Genomic DNA, 18,786 nt, shown 5'->3' with positions numbered 1-18,786 from the left:
TTCCTCATTATCCACAAGAGGATGATCTGTAATTTTGAGACCCACAATAAGGATGATACTTGTTATAGTTCCATAAAGCATCGTGACGATAGCTATTAATCCGCCGCCAAGAATAGAAGCCATGCCAAGACTGGTGTAGTAAATGGCGACGTACCAGTTTTCCGGCACCTCTTTACTTTCTATAATGGGCAGGTTCAACATTAAAAAAGTAATGGTGGCCACGATGATAAGAATCGTGTCATATTTTGCGATATGTAATACATTTCTATAGTGTTTTTCAGTTAACCTGGAATTTGCCGATCTGCTGATACTTAGTAATGTTAGCATCAACGCCAAAATTGTAGATGAAGCCAAAATTACTGTATTGCACAACATATTGATTCCTGAAAGCGAGGTGGAGAGTAAATCCATTGCTCTATATCCTGAAACTTCTCCTAAAATAAAAGTTCCGGTACCCATGACTAATGTGGAAACTGCACCTCCTACAATAGCACGTTTAACAATTATATTCATTAACTGGTTCTTTGGATTACAAAATTTTTACTCCGAAGCAAATTACCTTTTTCTTCTCCATATAGGTATAAGATATTGTTAAATGGGATGAACTTCCGGTTCAATTTTAATAATTTGAAGCTAAAATATCCAACTATGTCTAAATTAAATGTTACTCAAAAATTAATAAAAGAGCATCTCCTGGAAGGGGAGATGACCCCGGGGAAAGAAATCGGGATCAAAATAGACCAGGCACTGCTGCAGGATGCTACCGGAACGTTGGTACAGCTCGAGCTGGAGGCCATGGGGTTAAAAAAAGCAAAGACCGAAGTTGCTGTTCAATACGTAGACCACAACCTGTTACAAACAGATTTCAAAAACGCAGATGACCATGCTTTTTTGCTTTCGGCATCACGAAAATTTGGATTATGGTACAGCCGGCCGGGAAATGGAGTAAGCCATCCTGTACACATGGAACGCTTTGGAAAACCCGGTAAAACCATGGTAGGGTCTGACAGTCACACTCCGTCTGCCGGATCTTTGGGTATGCTTGCCATAGGTACCGGAGGACTTGATGTAGCGGCTGCAATAGCCGGGCAACCTTATTTTGTTAAAATGCCACAAGTAATGGGCGTGAAACTAACCGGAAAATTACCGGATTGGGTGAGTGCAAAAGATGTAATTCTTGAAATGTTACGTAGGTATGATGTAAAAGGAGGTGTTGGAAAGGTAATAGAATATTATGGCGAAGGTTTAGACAATTTGAGTGCGATGGACCGGCATGTAATTGCGAATATGGGGGCAGAACTTGGAGCGACTACCACAGTTTTCCCGAGTGACCAGGAGACTAAGCGATTTTTAAGATCACAACATCGTGAAGAAGACTGGAGAGAATTGTTGCCAGATGAAGGTTGCGAATACGATTTGCACGATGAAATTGTACTAGACGATCTCGTGCCGTTAATTGCGCTGCCAACAAGTCCCGGTAATGTTGTGCCGGTAAGCGAGGTAGCAGGAAAAGAAATTGGCCAGGTGGTGATAGGATCATCGGCCAACCCGGGAATCCGTGACTTCTGGGTTGCAGGTGCGATTGTGAAAGACAAGAGCGTGGTAGACTATGTATCGTTTGATATTAATCCGACTTCACGTCAGGTAATTCAGAATTTAATAGACAACAAGGCCTTTGCCAATCTTATCACGGCAGGGGCAAGGTTTCACCAGTCGGGTTGCATGGGCTGTATAGGAATGGGGCAGGCGCCGGCTTCAGGAACTATCAGTTTAAGAACGATGCCGCGTAACTTCCCTAGTAGATCGGGAACCGAGGATGATCAGGTGCATTTATGTAGTCCCGAGACAGCTGCAGCTTCAGCCTTAACAGGAAAAATTACAGATCCGCGGGATATGGAAAAACTCTTCGGAATGACTTATCCAAAGTATGAACAACCCGATAAAGAAATTATTAATACAGATATGCTCGTACCGCCGGCAGAAGATGGCGAAAAAGTGGAACTGAAAAAAGGTCCGAATATTAAAACTCTTCCTGAAATCGAACCACTTGTGGATAGTGCAGATGTACCGGTTTTACTTAAGATGGGAGATAATATTTCTACAGATGAGATTTTACGGGCAGGAGCCGAAGTATTGCCATTTAGAAGTAACCTTCCCGAAATAAGTAAATTCTCCTATTCGGTTATTGATAAGACTTTTTACGATAGGGCACAGGAGGCAAAAGGAGATTTTGGCGGTCATATTGTAGTGGCTAAAGACAACTATGCACAGGGATCGAGTAGGGAACATGCCGCCCTGGCTCCAAAATACCTTGGGCAGGTAGCCGTTATCGCAAATTCTTACGCGAGGATAGCCTGGCAGAATCTTGTGAACTTCGGAATTTTACCACTGGAATTTATTGATATTGCCGACTATGATAAAATTGAGCAGGGCGACCTTATCAGCTTTAAAAATCTTCGCGAAGATGTAAAGAACAACAGAAACATAAAAGTTCGTGTACAAAAAGCCGATAAAGGAATCGAACCTATTGAATTTGACGCTAAGCACAGTATGAGTGAGCGGCAAATTGAGATCCTTTTAAAAGGAGGAATTATAAACGAATTCAAGTCCAGGTTGAGCAATGAAGAAGTACATTCTGTAGACAAGAATACGGTTACAGGTAATGAGCGGCAACAAATTAAATAAAGTTGTTTAACTATAAAAAAGCCCCTTCAGTTAATTTCTGAAGGGGCTTTTTATATCTTTTAAAGATAGATTCCTAATGGGTTTTCATCTTAGCTTTTAGCTTTTCCAACTGCTTTTCAACATCACGTACAGATTCTGCTGCGGCAGCTTCATAAGATTCTTCATTGGATTGCGCAAAGATCTGCGGCCCGGGAACACTTACCTTTATATTACAAACATGACCTTTAGGATCCTGATTCTCATGTTTCTTAAAATGCACTTCAGCACGAACAATAAAGTCGTACTTCCTTTCCAGTTTATCCAGTTTATTTTGGGTATATTCTTCCAAAGATTCACTCTTTTGGATACCCACATATTCAAATACAGTTTCCATAAATTCTAATTTTTATTTAAATACAAGAAAATTAAATTCAATTAGCCGTCCAAGCTAATTATAGGTTTCTTTTGAAAGATTTATGATTGCTTTAAAGGAAATAATTTAATCGTTTATCTGCGGAAGAAGATTTAAAAAGACGCAGGACCGCTGAGCTGAAAGAGCCAGGAACCAAGACAAACATTAAAAATTTAAGAATAGTATTTTTAACTGTCGCTTTAGCGGGAAAAGACTAACTGAAGACCGTCTTAGAGTACGATAATTGCCATTTTCAGGATATAGTTTAAAATTAGATCTAAGCTGGAGAAAAGTTGGTTTTATTTCTTCGGAAAAAATTCAGTAAATGCTGAAATATTTGACCAGGAGCAACAAACGATCCTGTTTAACCTAATTTTTTAGTTGAAAACTGGTGTTTTCCCTGAATTTTGATAGTAAATGAAGATTTTGTATCGAATTTCACCTCTATTGAATCAATAATAATAGAATAAACACTCAAGTACTAAACCTGGGATTAAAAACGTCAATTTTCGACCTCCATGCAGAAAGAAAACCAGAAGGATTCTAATTTCTTTTTAAGAAAGAAATTCGTAGCTTCCCAATAGCATAGAAAAATAATACAAATGAAGAAAATAGCCTTATTTCGCTATCTGCTGCTTATCATGTGCGTTACTTTAATATCCTGTGGAGGAAGCAGGAACCAGATATCAGACTCCGATTTAAAAGCTTATGAGAAGCTGCAGGAACTGGTAAACAGTCGCGGATTTGAAATTGAGAACCAGTGGGCGCTTCCGTTGCTTGGAGGTAGGGTAAACTTAATTGGGAATACCAATTTTATTCGATTTAAAGGAGACAGTGTGAATATTTTTCTTCCGTATTTTGGCGTAAGGCAGTCTGGTGGCGGTTATGGTGAAGGTGGAGGAATAGAATATGAAGGACCTACAAAAAATCTCGAGATAATAGAAAACCGCAACAATCAAAATATAAGAATACAATTTGAAGGTAGTGCAGGAACAGAAAGTTTAAAGTTTTATTTAAAACTTTATCCAAATGGAAATGCTGAAACTTCAGTTAACAGTTCTCAGCGCGATGCGATAAGTTACCGTGGTAATGTAGATCCTCTTAAAGAAAATGAATAAAAGTGAAAAATTCTCGTGTTGACTTGACATGCTTCTGAATTCTGATCCGGTTAAAATTGTTAATTCAGTAAACGCGCAGAGTATTTTTTATTAACAGAATATATAAAGATTTTTCAAACCTTAAGATTTATATGAAGAGGGAGGGAATATAAGAGATCGTCATCTTTGAGAAGTAAAATATTCTATTTTACATAATATAAATTATAGTTCAGTTATACCATTAGGAGAATTTAAGCTGTATATTTATTTACAACGGTATTTTTATAAATGACCTGGCTAATTCTAAACAACCCATTCCTTTGCAGCTGCTTTTTCTTCAGAAGTAAAAGCTTTTAACTTTATTCCCGGAATCATTTTATAAGAAGCTTCGGCCATGTTTCGCATCCAGGACTCGTCTGTTACCAGGGCGATCTTATCAACTTTATCAGCAAGTCCTTTTAAATTGTTGATCGCAAATTTTGCATCTTCCCAAACAGCTGATCCCTCAACCTCTCCAATACCGGAAATTTCCATATAAATATTCATCTCGTTTCGGGACTTAAGCTCCGGAAGAAATTGCACCATTGATTGCTTGAAAGCTTTTTCGTCAAAATCTCCTTCCCATCTAAATCCAACGGCATGTTCGTTTCCTAAATCTATTTTGTGTAGCATATCTTTTCTTTTTTCTGATTCAACTTTAAGTTAACCAGTAAATAAGACTATAGCAAAAACTTAGCTTTTCTTTAGTACAGATCAAAATTAAAAGGGTTCTATTTTACATAATATTATAGAATGCGGAGACCTCTTTGTTTTCTTTTAAAAATTCATCCCTTTTCATCTATCAATTCCAAACGGTTCCCCAAATCCGCTCCTATATATTTTTTTACTTTTTCCCTCTTTTACTTTTTACTTTAAAACAACAAACTTTAAACCTTAAACTTTATTTCCAACTTTCGAACTATTGAAATTAACACCTCCACTGCCCTATCTATAGTTTCTATTTTTGTTCGGAAAGAAAGTACAGCGAGCCGTATTACGAATTTCCCGTCTATTAATGTGGAACTCAGGAAAACCGTACCGTCCTCATGGATTTCTTTCAGCACTTTTTTATTGAATTCATCCTCATTTTCATCCCGAGGCCACCAGAAGTATGTTACCGAAAGGTCAGGTTCCGGGCCTACCTTAAATCCTGAATCCAGCATTTTTTCTCTGAAGTAGCGGGTAAGCAGTAATTTTTCTTCCAGGCAGGCTGTAAAAGGTGCTATTCCGTGCAATTGCAGTGGCAACCATAATCGTAACGCACGAAAATGTTTGGTAAGCTCAGGAGAAACATCTGCGGGATCTACCCGGCTCACTTCTGTATGGGCGTCCTGCATATAATTGGCACTGTGGTGATGGGAATGGAAAACGGCCTCTTTATCTTTTACAAGAACAGCACCAAGTCCGAATGGCAGGAAAAGTCCTTTATGAGGATCCACAGCAAGTGAATCTGCCATTTCGATGCCCTCAAACAGTTTTTTCCGTTGTTCTGTGAGGATAAAAAATCCGCCGTAAGCAGCGTCAATATGATACCACAATTTATTCTGGTTAGCGATTTCGCCCAGCTCTTTTAGTGGATCTACGGCACCAGTATCTGTAGTTCCTCCTGAAGCAATCAGCAGAAAAGGTTCCAGTCCGTTTTCTTTATCCTGCTGAAGTTTTTCTGAAAAATCCTCCGGAATTATTTTTGAGTTCGAATCCAACTGAAGGTGACGGATGATAATATCTTCAAGACCAATAATCCTCAGGGCTTTTAAGCAGCTATGGTGCAACTGCGGACTAAGATACACCACGCTTTTTTCGATTTTCGCACCTTTAATTTTGTGCTTGTCCCGCGCTGAAGTCAAACCAATCATATTGGCAATAGAACCACCTGAGGTAAGGTTTCCAATGGCAGATTCAGGAAACCCGAAGAGGGATTTCATCCAGTTCAGCAATTCGTGCTCCATAGCCACAGCTCCGGGCGATGCAAATGAGAGTCCGGCGTATTCGTTTGTAATATCCACAAGATAATCTGCCAGTGCCGAAGTATAAATTCCGCCACCGGGAATATATCCCAGATGACCTCCGGAAGCAGGATGAATTCCTTTTGCCGCAACTTCAGAATTATAAATTTCGAGAATTTTCTTCAGCGGTTTTACTTCAGAAGTAATGGAAAAAACCTCTTTTTTGGCCTTTTCTGGAGAATAAGCTTTTGTAGAGGGCAAATTGTTCAGAAAAGTATTGGCATATTGCTGTACTTCTTTAAATATCCCGTCACGTTGAGCTTCAGAAGGTTCCAACGCACTTGAAATCTTGCTCAGTGCCAGAATTTGCTTTTTTAAATCGTCCATCAGGAGTTATTTTCAGTACAAAAATAGCGAAAATAAGAGCAGTGTCTAAAATGCCAATTATCGTACTATTGCGCCAATGATTAGGAATTTCTTTGGAAGCAGCTATCTTCTAAATCTCGAAAACTGGCATTTTAAAGGATTATCAAAATCAGGACTTTTTTGTACTATGGTAGTTTTCCTGCACTATCAAAACTTTAATCAGAAAGGTTGAGTCTTGCCCGTTTTTTACCGGGTTCGTTTGATTTTATATCAAGGATAACAGAAAAAATAGTTCCTTCTTCTTCATTACTTATTAATTCTACGTGACCACCATGAGCTTCGGCCCCCATTTTTACAAAAGTTAGTCCCATGCCCCAACTTTGCAATTGTCCGGAAGCTTCCTTATCTGTCCGGCTTAAAAAATCGAAAATAATTTTCTTGTTTCCTGAGGCAATTGGATCTCCAAAATTGTGGACACTAAGCTTTAGTTTTCCCTCATGTTTCTTGAGTATAATTCTTATAGGTTTGTCCTGTGCCCCGTATTTTATGGCGTTGGTAATCAGGTTTTCCAGGATTCTTCTAACTGCAGTTCCGTCGTAAACGCCGGTAATTTCATCCTCATCACATTCAAGAACAATCTCGTTAGCATAAATACGAGCTGCCTCGCCGTACACGCTTTTCAACTCCTCAACAATATTACCTTTCTGAAAATTAAGTGTCACCCCCTCCCCAGCTTTTACACTAATGGCATCCAGCAAACCCTCCATTAAATCGATAGACCTTTTAAGACTTTCCCTGGTCGTTTTTTTAAGTTTATTGAATTTTTCTTCCCCATCGGCATAATTCATAATATCAATTGCAAAATAAGCTGCAGAGATAGGGTTTCTAATGTCGTGGGCAAGGGTTCCTACCAGTTTTTCACGCATTTCCTGGATAGAATCTGTAAAGGAGCTTGCAGAATGGCTCATGGAGGTTTCCAGGATATAAGTAAGCAAGACGCTAATATCTTCGCTATGTAAGTCTTTGGATATTAAGAGCTCTGTTAGGGCCTGGTTAAGAACAATGTATTCCCTTATAATTTGCTTGACCGTATAATGGGAAGACGTAGCGCGGTGCCTCCCATGGTCTATGCTTTTTTTTACAATTTCAGAACAATTCTCCTCCTTTAGAAAATTTTTCTTGCCCTCGTTCCTTTTCAGTACCGTGGAAATGTCCTCCAGAAGATTGGGCAGAAGGTTACGCAAAACCATGGAATTTGTAGTTTCGGAAGCCGATATCTCTTTATTGACTTTTTCTTCCCATAAATCTATTATATCGTGTGTATGCTCTTCAATATATTTTGCTGCTGCTTTCATCCCTTTAAAGTAAGTTAAATTAAGTGTTATAAAAAACTCGAACAATACTATCTTTTACAGCGTAATTTCTTCGGAAGCCAATTTTTCTATAGCAGGCCGATAATTGCCATTTTGGAATTATCGCCCCTACTCCACCTTAAATATTAAAATCTAAAGCTATTCCCGTAATTCTTTTGAAAATTGCTGCAAAAGCAGCTTCAATTTAGGCTCGATATAGGTTTTACAGAAGGGTTTTTCGGGATTTTTGAGATAATAATCTCTTATTTCTTCCCTGGAAGGCTCAAAAACTCCAAAAGGATAAACTTTGGTGATGATTGTTTCAGAAAAATCAGCTTGTAAGGCCATTAGGGATTTTTCAGCTTCGGCTTTTTGCTGAAAATTGAAATAATAGATGGCCGACCTGTATTTGGACCTCATGCTGTGGTTGGAAGTGCTGTTGTGAGTGTACAAATGAACTTCAATTAAGCGCTTCAATGGAATTTCTTCAGAAATAAAATGGACAATAACCGCTTCTGAAAACGCGGAATGCTCCTCTGTTGACGCTACGTAACCCTGTTCAACCTTTTCCACTCCCTTTAAAGCCTGAAAAACGGCTTCTGTACACCAGTGGCACCCACCACCCAGAGCAATTTTAGAATCTGCCGCCATAAATAATTTCCAGAATTTTCAGTACATTTTAAACCCGGCTAATACGTACCTTTTTCTTTTTAAGCCGTGTATTATTTAACTCCCGGACCAGTTTTTCGGCTTTTGAGGGTGGTACAGAAACAAAAGCGCAATCCTGTTTCAGCTCAATAACTCCCAATTCTTCTTTGGCGAGATTTCCCTGTTTCAGAAAAAGTCCCGCAATATCACCTTTTGAAATTTTATCTTTTCTCCCTCCTGAAATAAATAAAGTAGTCCACTTTAGTTGCTTTGGCTTTGGAGTTTGGACTTTACTTTCCACATTCTTCGTGTAACTGTCCGGCGTAACATATTCAGGCAGACTTTCTTTTTCATATTGAAGTACATAGGCAGTCCCTTCGCCGTGCATCCTGGCAGTTCTTCCGTTTCTATGGGTAAATTCTTCTTTCCTATGCGGAAGTTGATAATGGATAATAAATTTGATCTCCGGAATATCTATTCCCCGCGCCGCAAGATCTGTGGCGATAATGAGACGGTGCGTTCCATTCCTGAATTTTATAAGCGCTCTCTCCCGGTCCTTTTGCTCCATTCCTCCGGAAAAGCATGCGTGCGGCATTCCGTTCATCTGCAAAAAGTCGCTGACTTCCTGAATACTATCCTTGTAATTACAGAAAATAATACCGGGTTCATTTCCCGTGCTTTGCAGCAGTTTCAAAAGCGTTTCCAGCTTATCACGCTTGGGGGCAACCACTATTTCTGTATGCAATCCCGCAACAGCTTCCTTCAGATAATTAATGGTTTCGGGCTCCTGCAAACCTGCAAAAGCCGGAATATCGATATTTTGCGTTGCAGAAGTGAGGATCCTCTTTTTAAGCTTTGGAAGAAAGCTGATGATCTCCTTCATTTCAGCTTCAAATCCAACTTCTAAGGATTTATCGAATTCATCCAGCACCAAAATTTTAATATTTTCAGCCGAAAAAGTTTCCCTTCTAAGATGATCTGCCACTCTACCCGGCGTACCGATAAGAATTGCCGGTGGATGATTCAGTTCTATTTTATCTTTGGAAAAGGCACGGCCACCGTAAACGGCATTGGCCTTAAATCCAGATCCCATTTCCCGGGTTACCTGCTCTATCTGTATGGCCAGTTCTCGGGATGGCACCAAAATTAAAACCTGTACTTCTTCTAGCGTTGCGTCCAGTTCTTCGATTACCGGAAGCAGGAAAGCCAGGGTTTTTCCTGTTCCTGTTGGAGATAAAAGAATGGTGTCTTTTTTTGATTTTATCGAAATCAGCGCCTCTTTTTGCATGGGATTAAGTTCCCTTATTCCAAGCTTTTCAAGTATTTCCTGCTGATTTTTAACTGTTGTGGCCATCTGGATTGCTTATAATTTTATTCCGAAGAAGTTCCCAAAAAGGGTATAAAGAAAAAGAAAGCTCCACAAAATGGAGCTTTCAAGTGTATAAATATTACAGGAAAATCCTGTGATTTTAATTTGAGCTGGTAATCAGATCTTTTTTACCCTAACCGCGTTCATTCCCTTCATCCCTCTTTCAAGTTCAAAAGTAACTTTATCATCTTCATCAATCTCATCGATCAACCCACTAACATGCACAAAATGCTTCTCCTGCGTATTGCTATCTATGATAAAACCAAAACCTTTGGAGTGATCAAAGAAAGAAACTTTTCCTTCTTTGGGAGCATGCTTATCCTCTTCTTCACCTTCAACTTTCTTCGGGACACCAATTTCGATTTCCGAAGCATCAATTTCTACTTTGTCTGCAGGATCTGGTGGAGTATCTGTAAGATTTCCATTTTTGTCAACATAGGCTATCTCAAAAGAACTTCCTTTGGAGCTTGATTTGCGTTCTTCTTTCTTCTTACGCTTCTCCTCGCGCTTTTTTGCACGTTGTTTTTCTTTCTCGATTTTATTAAATGTTTGTTGAGATTTTGCCATTCGTCTATTTAAGTTGTTTTTAGTTTATAAGTATAAATTAGTAATTATATGGGGAAAATAAAAATGCTGACCATTTTTATCTTGAAATTTAGGAAAGAAATATGATAGTATATCCATTAACGGTTGCAAATATAAGCGTTTTAATTGTAAATAAAGGTCTCTTAATTCGAATTGTAATTTACTGAGCCCTAACAATTTTATCGCGTATTTCCCTCCAGGTTACAAGAACAATATTATTTTTTTCCAGCAGATCCCTGGATTTCTGGCTGGTAAAGAAATCATAATCTTCCTGTCGCCACCTGGCCCCCCAGTCTGGATGATCTATGGTGACTGCCTTCATTTCTTCATTTTCAAAAGCAAGATGAATAAGGAAACAAGATAGTCCCGGCTCAAGGTTGTTAAGCAAATCTTCATAAAAAGCTTCCATTCCTCCTTTAAAAGTTTCAGGGCTGGCCTGGTATAAATGATCTACAATAATATCTTTAGATGTAAGTTGAATCCTGGTTTTTAGTTCTTCCAGCGCAGGTAGGTCGTTGGTTAACAAAACCGGAACCCGGTATTCCCTTCCTTTTTTAATGTACGCTTCCAAAAATTCCGGAGTACTCATTACAGCACCCATATGCGCATCCAGGTGGGTTACATCTATCCCATACTTAAGGGCTTTCTCTATTTGGGCATTAATCTCTTTTTCTACATCTCTTGCGTTGGAATTTACCACCACACTATCTACAAGAGGATAAAAGTAGCCATTGGGATTTATAAGGCTCTTTACTTCGTTCTTAGAGCTGGCAGATGGCCATTTGTAGTTTTTCCACTCACTGGTTATAGTTAGGTGCAACCCGAAATCCTTTTCTGAATGTTGAGAAGCGTATGCTGCAATTTCCGGAAACCAGGGACAGGGTACCATGATGCTTGCCGAATTTACAATTCCGTCTTCCATTGCTGCTATCGTGGCAATATTTTCAGCATGTGAAACTCCGGCATCATCGGCATGTATAATAAGAAGCTTTGCATCCCTGGGATATCCCAGTTGTTCAGCAATAGTTACAGAAGCATCCTGCGACCAGGTTGCGGAGCATAAAAAGGTAAAAGAAAACAGGGGAATTAACCTAATTAGAAATTTCATAATAAGAATAAATTAGTTGGTGGTTAGGTACTGATTTAAATATAAATAAAAATTCTCTTATTTCTCCTTTCATAATGATTCCTATCCTCTTACAAAATCCATAAAAACTCAAAAAATATTTTCTGAAATATGTGCAAGGAATTGAATTGCAAGTCCCACATCTAATTTGTAATTTAATTCAAATAAAAAAATTGAAAAATGATGAAAGCCGTAGGATTTAAAAAAAGCCTTCCCATAGAGGAAAAAAATAGTTTTATTGATTTTGAAACTGAAAAGCCGAGTCCGGGTAAAAATGATCTCCTGGTAAAAATTGAAGCAGTATCTGTGAATCCTGTGGATTACAAAGTCAGAAAAAATTCAGCTAAAGATAAAGAGCTGGAAAGTCCGAAAATTATTGGTTGGGATGCCGCCGGAACTGTTGAAGAGGTTGGTGAGAATGTCCAAAACTTCAAAAAAGGAGAGGAAGTATTTTATGCTGGAGTAGTTAACCGTCCCGGCAGTAATGCAGAATATCAGCTCATCGACGAGAAAAGTGCCGGCCATAAACCTAAAAAACTATCCTGGGAAGAAGCGGCAGCCATGCCTCTCACCTCCCTCACCGCGTGGGAAAGCATTTTTGAAAGACTCTCTATAACTGAAAACAGCGGAAGTAACAAGGTGATCCTGGTTATTGGAGGTGCCGGAGGAGTCGGCTCTATTGGAATTCAAATCCTGAAAAAACTCACACAACTAAAAGTAATTGCTACCGCATCCCGGGAAGAAACCGAAGCATGGTGTCGCGAAAAAGGTGCAGATGTGGTGGTGAACCATAAAGATCTTGAAAATGAAATGAAGCGCAAAGGATTTGAACAGGTAGATTATATCCTTAATTTTTCCAATACAGATATTCACTGGAATGCTATGGCAGAATTGATTAAACCCCAGGGCCATATTTGTTCTATTGTGGAAACCAAAGATCCAGTAGATCTAAACAAGCTTAAGAATAAAAGTGTTACTTTTCACTGGGAACTTATGTTTACACGACCTACATTTAAAACTGAAGACATGTATAAACAACATGAAATTCTGGAAAGGATCTCGAGCCTTCTTGACGAGGGAATCCTGGTTTCTACACTGAATAAGACCTTTAACGGATTAAAAGCCGAAACCTTCAGGGAAGTTCATAAACTTCAGGAGTCGGGGAAATCTATTGGTAAAAACGTTATTAAGTACTAAAAAAGTCCTGTGCTTAAAATGACAATTTTCGTCCTTCTGAAAATTTTCAGAAGGACTTTTTCTGTTGAAATAAGCACAGGACTTCTGCAAATAATATTTGTTCAGGAATTTATTCCCCTTCTACTTCTTCTGTCCTTGTCCTGGCTTTATAATCCAGGTAACCTTCTTTGCCCGGGGTGTAAAAAGTATCCTCATCCCAGTCTGACAAAGGAATATTCTGTTCAAAACGTTCCGGAATATCTGGATTGGAAACATAAAGTTTTCCGAAGGCAACAAGATCTGCATCGCCGTCTTCTATGACCTTATTCCCTTTTTCCTGGTCAAAACCACCATTAATTATAATTGTTCCATGATATTTTGGCCGGTAACGTTTTGCAATTTCAGTCTCTGCAAACGGGAGATCAGAAACATCACTAAAAGGTTCTGATAAATGAAGATAAGCGAGATTATATTCGTTCAGCTTTTCGACTATGTAATCAAAAGTTGGGATAGTCTCCTCGTCCATCATCATTCCAAAAATTCCGTTTAGAGACGGATTCAATCTTAACCCTATTTTATTCTCTGGCATCACTTCTTTAATTGCATCAAGAATATCAAAAAGAATACGTGCCCGTTTTTCCTTTGTCCCTCCATAATCATCTGTACGGTGATTTGAAGTTGCATTAAAGAACTGGTGCAGCAGGTAGCCGTTGGAAGAATGAATTTCCACACCGTCAAAACCAGCTTCCATAGCATTTTTAGCCGCATTTTTAAAGTCCTGAACAGTCCGCTGAATGTCTTCTACTGTCATTTCCCTTGGTGCAACGGTATCTTTAAAACCTTCGGGAGTAAAGGATTTTGCTTCGGGATTAATGGCAGACGGGGCCAATGGTGCTTTCCCTTCATGGAAATCTGGATGTGACATACGACCTACGTGCCAAAGTTGGATAAATATTTTGCCATTGGCTTCGTGAACAGCTTTTGTAACATTTTTCCAGCCTTCTACCTGGGCTTTGCTGTAAATACCCGGTGTATTCACATAACCTACAGCTTCTTTAGAAATTTGTGCACCTTCACTAATTATCAGCCCGGCACTGGCTCGTTGCTTGTAATAAACATCGTGTAAACCTTCTATTGGCTTATTTTCGTCATTATCAGCCCTACTTCGTGTCATTGGGGCCATCACCACCCTGTTTGATAACTGGATTCCGTTGAGATTATAATCTTTTAGTAATGCTTGTTCTTTACTCATAATTTTATGTTTTTATATATGTGAAGTTTGGAAAGCAGATGTTATTCAGGAATATCTGAAATGCAGATAAAGCCTTCAGTCATCATAAGAGTCTGTCTCCATATAAAATTTTCAGTAAAAAACCGGCTGTAGAATTTCAAAGTTTTCATAGCAATTTAATTCCCAAAAAGCCGGATTATCACCTGATTACAGATGAAATTATTTTACTGAAATTGAGAAAATACCTTCTTTAAGCAGAAGATTAGTTCTTCTTTACAAAATTACATAAAAGCCCTACCCGGGCTACTTGATATATGTTAGGAGAGGCTGTTAAACATTGTTAATCCTGAAAGATGTCTTTACGAATCCTGCTAAGGCTTTCAGGTTTTATGCCAAGGTAATTTGCGATGTGCGAATTTGGCACCCGCTGCTCGATTTGAGGATATTGCTCACAGAATTCTATATAACGCTGGGTGTTGTTCTTTTGAAGGGCAGACAAGATTCTACTGCGCAAAGCAACAAAAGCATTGGTTGTCTTTATCCGGAAAAAACGCTCAAATTTTGGGATCCTGTGGTAAAGTGTTTCCAGGTTGCTCTTTTGGATTTCCAGTAAAACCGAATTTTCAACTGCTTCTACAAAAAGTTCAGCTTTTCTACCACTAAAGAAAGCTTCAAAGTCGCTAATCCACCAATCATCTACTGCAAACTGGATAATATGTTTATTACCGCTTTCGTCAAGATAATACGCTTCAAGGCACCCACGAACTACGTAATATTCTGAAGGGACTTCCTGCCCCGGTTCAATCAAAAATTCTTTTTTAGAAATTTTTTTTTCTGAAAGTATACTCAGGAATTCTTTTTCTTCTGAAGTATCAAGAGTTATAACCTGTGCAATATGTTGCAGGATTTGATGTTGCATATAATGTATCTGAAATCACTAAAGTACGAAAATTGCCATTTTTAAAGGTTGACCAAAAAATGATTATTTCTTTTTAATTGGCACCATATAAACCGGAATAGCTGTTTTTTCCAGGACACGGGATGCAATAGTTCCTACAAGAAGTTTTTCCAGGGTGGAATGGCTGTGTGTCCCCATAACAATTAAATCTGCATTCCATTCCTGGGCATAGTGGAGCAACGCTATATCCGTCTCCCCTTCTGCCAAATGATAACCTGCTGTGGGATCCTGAAGATGATCTGTCGCTGTTTTAAGGAATTCTTCGGCAAAATTTCTCATCTCGTTAGACAGGTTCATTTCGGTTGCGATGTTATATCCGTTATATCCCATAAAGCTGGGGTATTGCATGCCATAGTAGCTCACATCTGTAAGGACATGTATAAGGCAAACTTCAGCATTTAGCTGTTTTGCGAGGTCGTGGCCGGCTTTTGCAACCTGTTCTGAAACAGGGTTGTAATCTATAGCTATCAGAACTTTTTTCATAATGAGATTAGTTGATTAACACAACTGAAGTTACGAAAAAGACGCGATTTCAAAAAGCCGAAGGAAGAGATTCTTAAAATCTACTTTGAATGTGAACTGTCGTGGGATCTTCCGTTATTTTGCCTAAACTTGGAAGGGGGAATACCGTATTTCTCCTTAAAAATTTTCGAAAAATAGCTTTTATTGATAAGTCCTATCCTGTCTACAATTTCAGCAAGGCTTAATTCAGTATTCAGGAGAAGGTTTTGTGCCAGGTCCAACCGCACTTTATTTACATAACCGTTTACCGTATGGGAATATAAATCCTGAAAACCCTGCTGCAATTTGTTGGCATTCAGCCCAACTTCTTTTGAAATTTCCTCAATATTATGAAAATTAATGATGTCTTGTTTTACCATTTCTGCGGCCCTTTCTATTTGCTCCACTTCATACCTTCGCAATAAAGAGCGATTACCAACATCTTTTAAGTCATCCTGGTATTGCAGAATTTGCAGTGCAATAATTTCGTAAACCTTGCCTTCGATAAAAAGCTTATTCAGAAAATCCTGTTCGTTAAAATTTTCCATTTCCTTAAACATCTCAGAAATATGCAGGCTATAAAGCCCCTCGTATACAAATTGGCGTTTAGCTTCTACATCGGTCAGTAATTTCTGAAATTCAGAATCCATGCTTTCAATTTCACATTCAGTCTTAGACTTAAATTCACTGCGACGGATTTCTATACTACTTAGCACAGTATTTTCACCTGCTGAAAAAGAAAGCGCATGTCCATTATTACGCTCACTGGCAACTATAACATTTTGAAATTTCTGAATAATATGAATAACATCTTCATTAGCGAAGCGGTGTCCAATAGAACCATGAAGTGTGTAAATAAACCTTAAAGGATGCACATCAGTCTTTACAAACTGGATTTCAAAATCCTTTATAAACGTGCAATCGTAACGAATAAAACCAAGGCCGTTTGAAAAATTGAAACCCTTAATGGTTCCTTTCCCCAAGCTGGAGGGAATTTGGACGAAATACTCTTCGCACTTTCGCTCCAGTGGAACTCCAAGAGCTTCGGCCATGTTACTTAATACATCATTAATAGGCAGTGAATTTATTTTAATTGCTTTCAGAAGAATGGTTTTTTGCAAATTTAAGGTTAATTCAACCGGAGAAATTTTATTCAGGAAATGTTTAACGAATGTTTAAGACTTTATGTAATCAATTGATTTACTGATAAACAAGAAATGATCACGCAATATTGATATGAAAAAAGACTTTAGAGATTTGTTATTTTTTTCCTAACAACTTTTTAAAACCTCGTGCTTTGCATTCTTAAAAACTTATATTCCGAAAAACCGGAAATTTAGAAGAATGGCAAAAGAAAAACTTAAGCGTTCCCTGGGCTTATGGGATGTACTAATGTTTGGAGTAGGTGGGATAGTAGGAGCGGGCATTTATGCAATTATAGGACAGGCAGCCTCTCTTGGAGGAAATATGCTCTGGTTAAGTTTTGTTATAGCTGCAATTGTTGCATTACTAACAGGGTTATCCTATTCCGAATTTGTAAGCCGCTTTCCAGATGCTGGTGGAAGTTTTGAATATATAAAGCAAGGTTTGGGAGAAAAAACAGCCCAATATATGTCTTTTTTTATGGCCTTTACTGGAATTGTGGCCGCAGCAGCTATCTCTATTAGTTTTGCAGATTACTTTAGCCGCCTGTTAGAGGTCCCCTCCTGGATAATTGTGATCATAATTGTAGCTCTAATGGCCTTATTTAATATTCTGGGCTCTAAATACAGCTCTTATTATAACTCTTTTGCTACTGTTGTTACCTTGCTTGGATTGGCACTGGTCGTGGTTGTATGCATTCCCGATATAGGCTCCACAAGCCTTTTTAAGCTTAACGACAAAGGTTGGACAGGAATTTTAGCCGGGGGAGCTCTTATTTTCTTTAGCTATATAGGTTTTGAGGACCTGGTGAAGATGGCTGAAGAAACGAAAGAACCGGAAAAAAATATGCCGAAGGCGGTAATGTTCAGCGGCCTCGCAGTTTTATTGATTTATGTGCTTATTGCTATTTGTGCCGTAAGCGTGATGGGTTGGGAAGAACTTTCGGGTTCAGATGGTCCGCTTGCTGCTGTTATCGAAACAAAGCTGGGCAGTATTGGAGCAACAATCCTTGTAATTGTAGCGCTTTTTGCAACCAGTAAAACCATACTTAGTAACATCCTCGGTACGTCCCGGCTGATTTACGATGTTGCAAGAGACAGTGAAATTGGTTGGATGAAGCGATTTACCACACTTAAAGGAATAGGCACAAATACACCTAACTATGCCATAGTTGCGATCGCAGTACTGGCTATAATTTTTGGGTTAATAGGTAACTTAAAAGTGGTGGCCAGTATAAGTAACATCTTTATTTTTATAGTTTTTGGAATGGTTAACTCTGCTTTGCTAAGGTTACGTTATTTAAATCGAGGTGAGAATAACAAAAAACCATATTTCCGTATTCCCATAAATGTAAATAATATTCCTATCCCTACCGTAGTTGCACTGCTGACAATTCTAATTCTTTTTGGATTCAATATTTATAATCTTTTTCAGGGAAATCTCTAGTTAGCGGTCAACACCGGCGGCATCCTTTATCTCCTTTTGAAGGTGATCCAGGTACAGAATTCCGTTTAAATGATCGATTTCATGCTGAAAAATAACAGCCGTAAAATCTTCTACCATTTCTACATGATGGGTATTATCTAATTTATCGTATTCTACCAGGACAGCGTAAGACCTCGTCTTTGTAGTGTCACGACGATCTGGAATAGAAAGACAACCTTCAAGACAATCCTGTTTTAACTCGGAATACTGTATGATCTTTGGATTGAGAAATAGCTCATACGGAAAATTCTCTTTATCAAAACGCTGAACCCAGATAATGTTCTTCAGAATCCCAACTTGTGGAGCCGCAATCCCCGCTCCCAGGGACATGCTGTCTGTAACTGTCTTATAAAGACGATTTACAAAAGTTCTTAAGACAGGATCTGAAGGATCTACTGTTACATCTTCGCTTTTGGTCCTTAGTAAGATAGAATCACTGGTATTGGTAATTTTGAAAACCCGCATGGGCCGGGAACTATCTGAAGACATTATCATTTCTACCTGCTCCTGCGTGAATGAATTTCCTACAGCTTTGTTATTTCTCATGCTGGAACAGCCGGCAATTAGCAAAGTAAGAAGTAGTACAGAGAATAAATTTTTCATTTTTTTCGAATTATAACAACTTCAGCAAAATTACATTTATTCATGAAAAAAGCCACAAAAAATATTTTTGCGGCTTTGTCTTGTT

Annotated in this window: 18 protein-coding genes; 4 read left to right on the top strand and 14 right to left on the bottom strand. The window is 38.6% G+C overall.

Annotation, left to right across the window (positions count from 1 at the left end; all coding sequences use genetic code 11):
- Nucleotides 1-513: hypothetical protein (locus RM529_RS07050; RefSeq protein WP_311484053.1), on the bottom strand; the 513-nt coding region annotated here is incomplete at its 3' end.
- A 135-nt stretch (nt 514-648) separates the two neighbouring features.
- Here RM529_RS07050 and RM529_RS07045 point away from each other — a divergent pair.
- Nucleotides 649-2,685 carry an aconitate hydratase gene (locus RM529_RS07045; RefSeq protein WP_311484052.1) on the top strand — a complete coding sequence of 679 codons (2,037 nt, stop codon included), beginning with the start codon at nt 649-651 and terminating at the stop codon, nt 2,683-2,685.
- A 73-nt stretch (nt 2,686-2,758) separates the two neighbouring features.
- On the opposite strand, the gene hpf is transcribed toward RM529_RS07045, so the two are convergent.
- Nucleotides 2,759-3,058, bottom strand: a complete 300-nt coding sequence (gene hpf / locus RM529_RS07040; protein ID WP_311484051.1) for a ribosome hibernation-promoting factor, HPF/YfiA family — start codon at nt 3,056-3,058, stop codon at nt 2,759-2,761.
- A 620-nt stretch (nt 3,059-3,678) separates the two neighbouring features.
- Here hpf and RM529_RS07035 point away from each other — a divergent pair.
- The gene (locus RM529_RS07035; RefSeq protein WP_311484050.1) at nt 3,679-4,194 is read left to right on the top strand and encodes a DUF4251 domain-containing protein; all 516 of its coding nucleotides are present in this window, start codon (nt 3,679-3,681) and stop codon (nt 4,192-4,194) included.
- Between the two features lie 282 nt (nt 4,195-4,476).
- On the opposite strand, the gene RM529_RS07030 is transcribed toward RM529_RS07035, so the two are convergent.
- The 7 genes from RM529_RS07030 to RM529_RS07000 form a co-directional block, all read right to left on the bottom strand.
- Entirely contained in the window at nt 4,477-4,845 is a 369-nt protein-coding gene (locus RM529_RS07030; RefSeq protein WP_311484049.1) for a SpoIIAA family protein, read from the bottom strand.
- Nucleotides 4,846-5,099: 254 nt separating this feature from the next.
- Nucleotides 5,100-6,545 (bottom strand): pyridoxal phosphate-dependent decarboxylase family protein, encoded by a 1,446-nt coding sequence (locus RM529_RS07025; RefSeq protein WP_311484048.1) that lies wholly within the window; start codon nt 6,543-6,545, stop codon nt 5,100-5,102.
- A 194-nt stretch (nt 6,546-6,739) separates the two neighbouring features.
- The gene (locus RM529_RS07020; RefSeq protein WP_311484047.1) at nt 6,740-7,879 is read right to left on the bottom strand and encodes a sensor histidine kinase; all 1,140 of its coding nucleotides are present in this window, start codon (nt 7,877-7,879) and stop codon (nt 6,740-6,742) included.
- Between the two features lie 156 nt (nt 7,880-8,035).
- On the bottom strand, nt 8,036-8,527 hold the full coding sequence (locus RM529_RS07015) for a peptide-methionine (S)-S-oxide reductase (RefSeq protein ID WP_311484046.1): 492 nt from the start codon (nt 8,525-8,527) through the stop codon (nt 8,036-8,038).
- A gap of 28 nt (nt 8,528-8,555) precedes the next feature.
- A complete protein-coding gene (locus RM529_RS07010) occupies nt 8,556-9,878 on the bottom strand; it encodes a DEAD/DEAH box helicase (RefSeq protein ID WP_311484045.1) in 1,323 nt (440 codons plus the stop codon).
- Nucleotides 9,879-10,010: 132 nt separating this feature from the next.
- Entirely contained in the window at nt 10,011-10,460 is a 450-nt protein-coding gene (locus RM529_RS07005; protein WP_311484044.1) for a cold-shock protein, read from the bottom strand.
- A 178-nt stretch (nt 10,461-10,638) separates the two neighbouring features.
- Nucleotides 10,639-11,586: a polysaccharide deacetylase family protein gene (locus RM529_RS07000; protein WP_311484043.1), complete on the bottom strand. Its 948-nt coding sequence runs from the start codon at nt 11,584-11,586 to the stop codon at nt 10,639-10,641.
- A gap of 198 nt (nt 11,587-11,784) precedes the next feature.
- Between RM529_RS07000 and RM529_RS06995 the strand changes: the two genes are divergently transcribed.
- On the top strand, nt 11,785-12,801 hold the full coding sequence (locus tag RM529_RS06995; protein ID WP_311484042.1) for a zinc-binding alcohol dehydrogenase family protein: 1,017 nt from the start codon (nt 11,785-11,787) through the stop codon (nt 12,799-12,801).
- A 109-nt stretch (nt 12,802-12,910) separates the two neighbouring features.
- Here RM529_RS06995 and RM529_RS06990 read toward each other — a convergent pair whose 3' ends face one another.
- The 4 genes from RM529_RS06990 to RM529_RS06975 form a co-directional block, all read right to left on the bottom strand.
- The gene (locus RM529_RS06990; protein ID WP_311484041.1) at nt 12,911-14,032 is read right to left on the bottom strand and encodes an alkene reductase; all 1,122 of its coding nucleotides are present in this window, start codon (nt 14,030-14,032) and stop codon (nt 12,911-12,913) included.
- A 319-nt stretch (nt 14,033-14,351) separates the two neighbouring features.
- Nucleotides 14,352-14,930, bottom strand: coding sequence for a Crp/Fnr family transcriptional regulator (locus RM529_RS06985; RefSeq protein WP_311484040.1), 579 nt, complete (start codon nt 14,928-14,930; stop codon nt 14,352-14,354).
- 63 nt (nt 14,931-14,993) lie between these two features.
- Nucleotides 14,994-15,452, bottom strand: coding sequence for a universal stress protein (locus RM529_RS06980; protein ID WP_311484039.1), 459 nt, complete (start codon nt 15,450-15,452; stop codon nt 14,994-14,996).
- An 80-nt stretch (nt 15,453-15,532) separates the two neighbouring features.
- Nucleotides 15,533-16,591: a helix-turn-helix domain-containing protein gene (locus tag RM529_RS06975; RefSeq protein WP_311484038.1), complete on the bottom strand. Its 1,059-nt coding sequence runs from the start codon at nt 16,589-16,591 to the stop codon at nt 15,533-15,535.
- 223 nt (nt 16,592-16,814) lie between these two features.
- Here RM529_RS06975 and RM529_RS06970 point away from each other — a divergent pair, with 223 nt between their 5' ends.
- Nucleotides 16,815-18,059, top strand: a complete 1,245-nt coding sequence (locus RM529_RS06970; protein ID WP_311484037.1) for an APC family permease — start codon at nt 16,815-16,817, stop codon at nt 18,057-18,059.
- Here RM529_RS06970 and def read toward each other — a convergent pair whose 3' ends face one another.
- Nucleotides 18,060-18,701, bottom strand: a complete 642-nt coding sequence (gene def / locus RM529_RS06965) for a peptide deformylase (RefSeq protein ID WP_311484036.1) — start codon at nt 18,699-18,701, stop codon at nt 18,060-18,062.
- Nucleotides 18,702-18,786 lie beyond the last annotated feature (85 nt).

The sequence above is a fragment of the Autumnicola edwardsiae genome, assembly GCF_031846505.1.
GTDB classification, from domain to species: Bacteria; Bacteroidota; Bacteroidia; order Flavobacteriales; family Flavobacteriaceae; genus Autumnicola; species Autumnicola edwardsiae.
The sequence above is the reverse complement of the archived record's forward strand: the minus strand, read 5'-3'. Positions and strand labels throughout refer to the sequence as shown.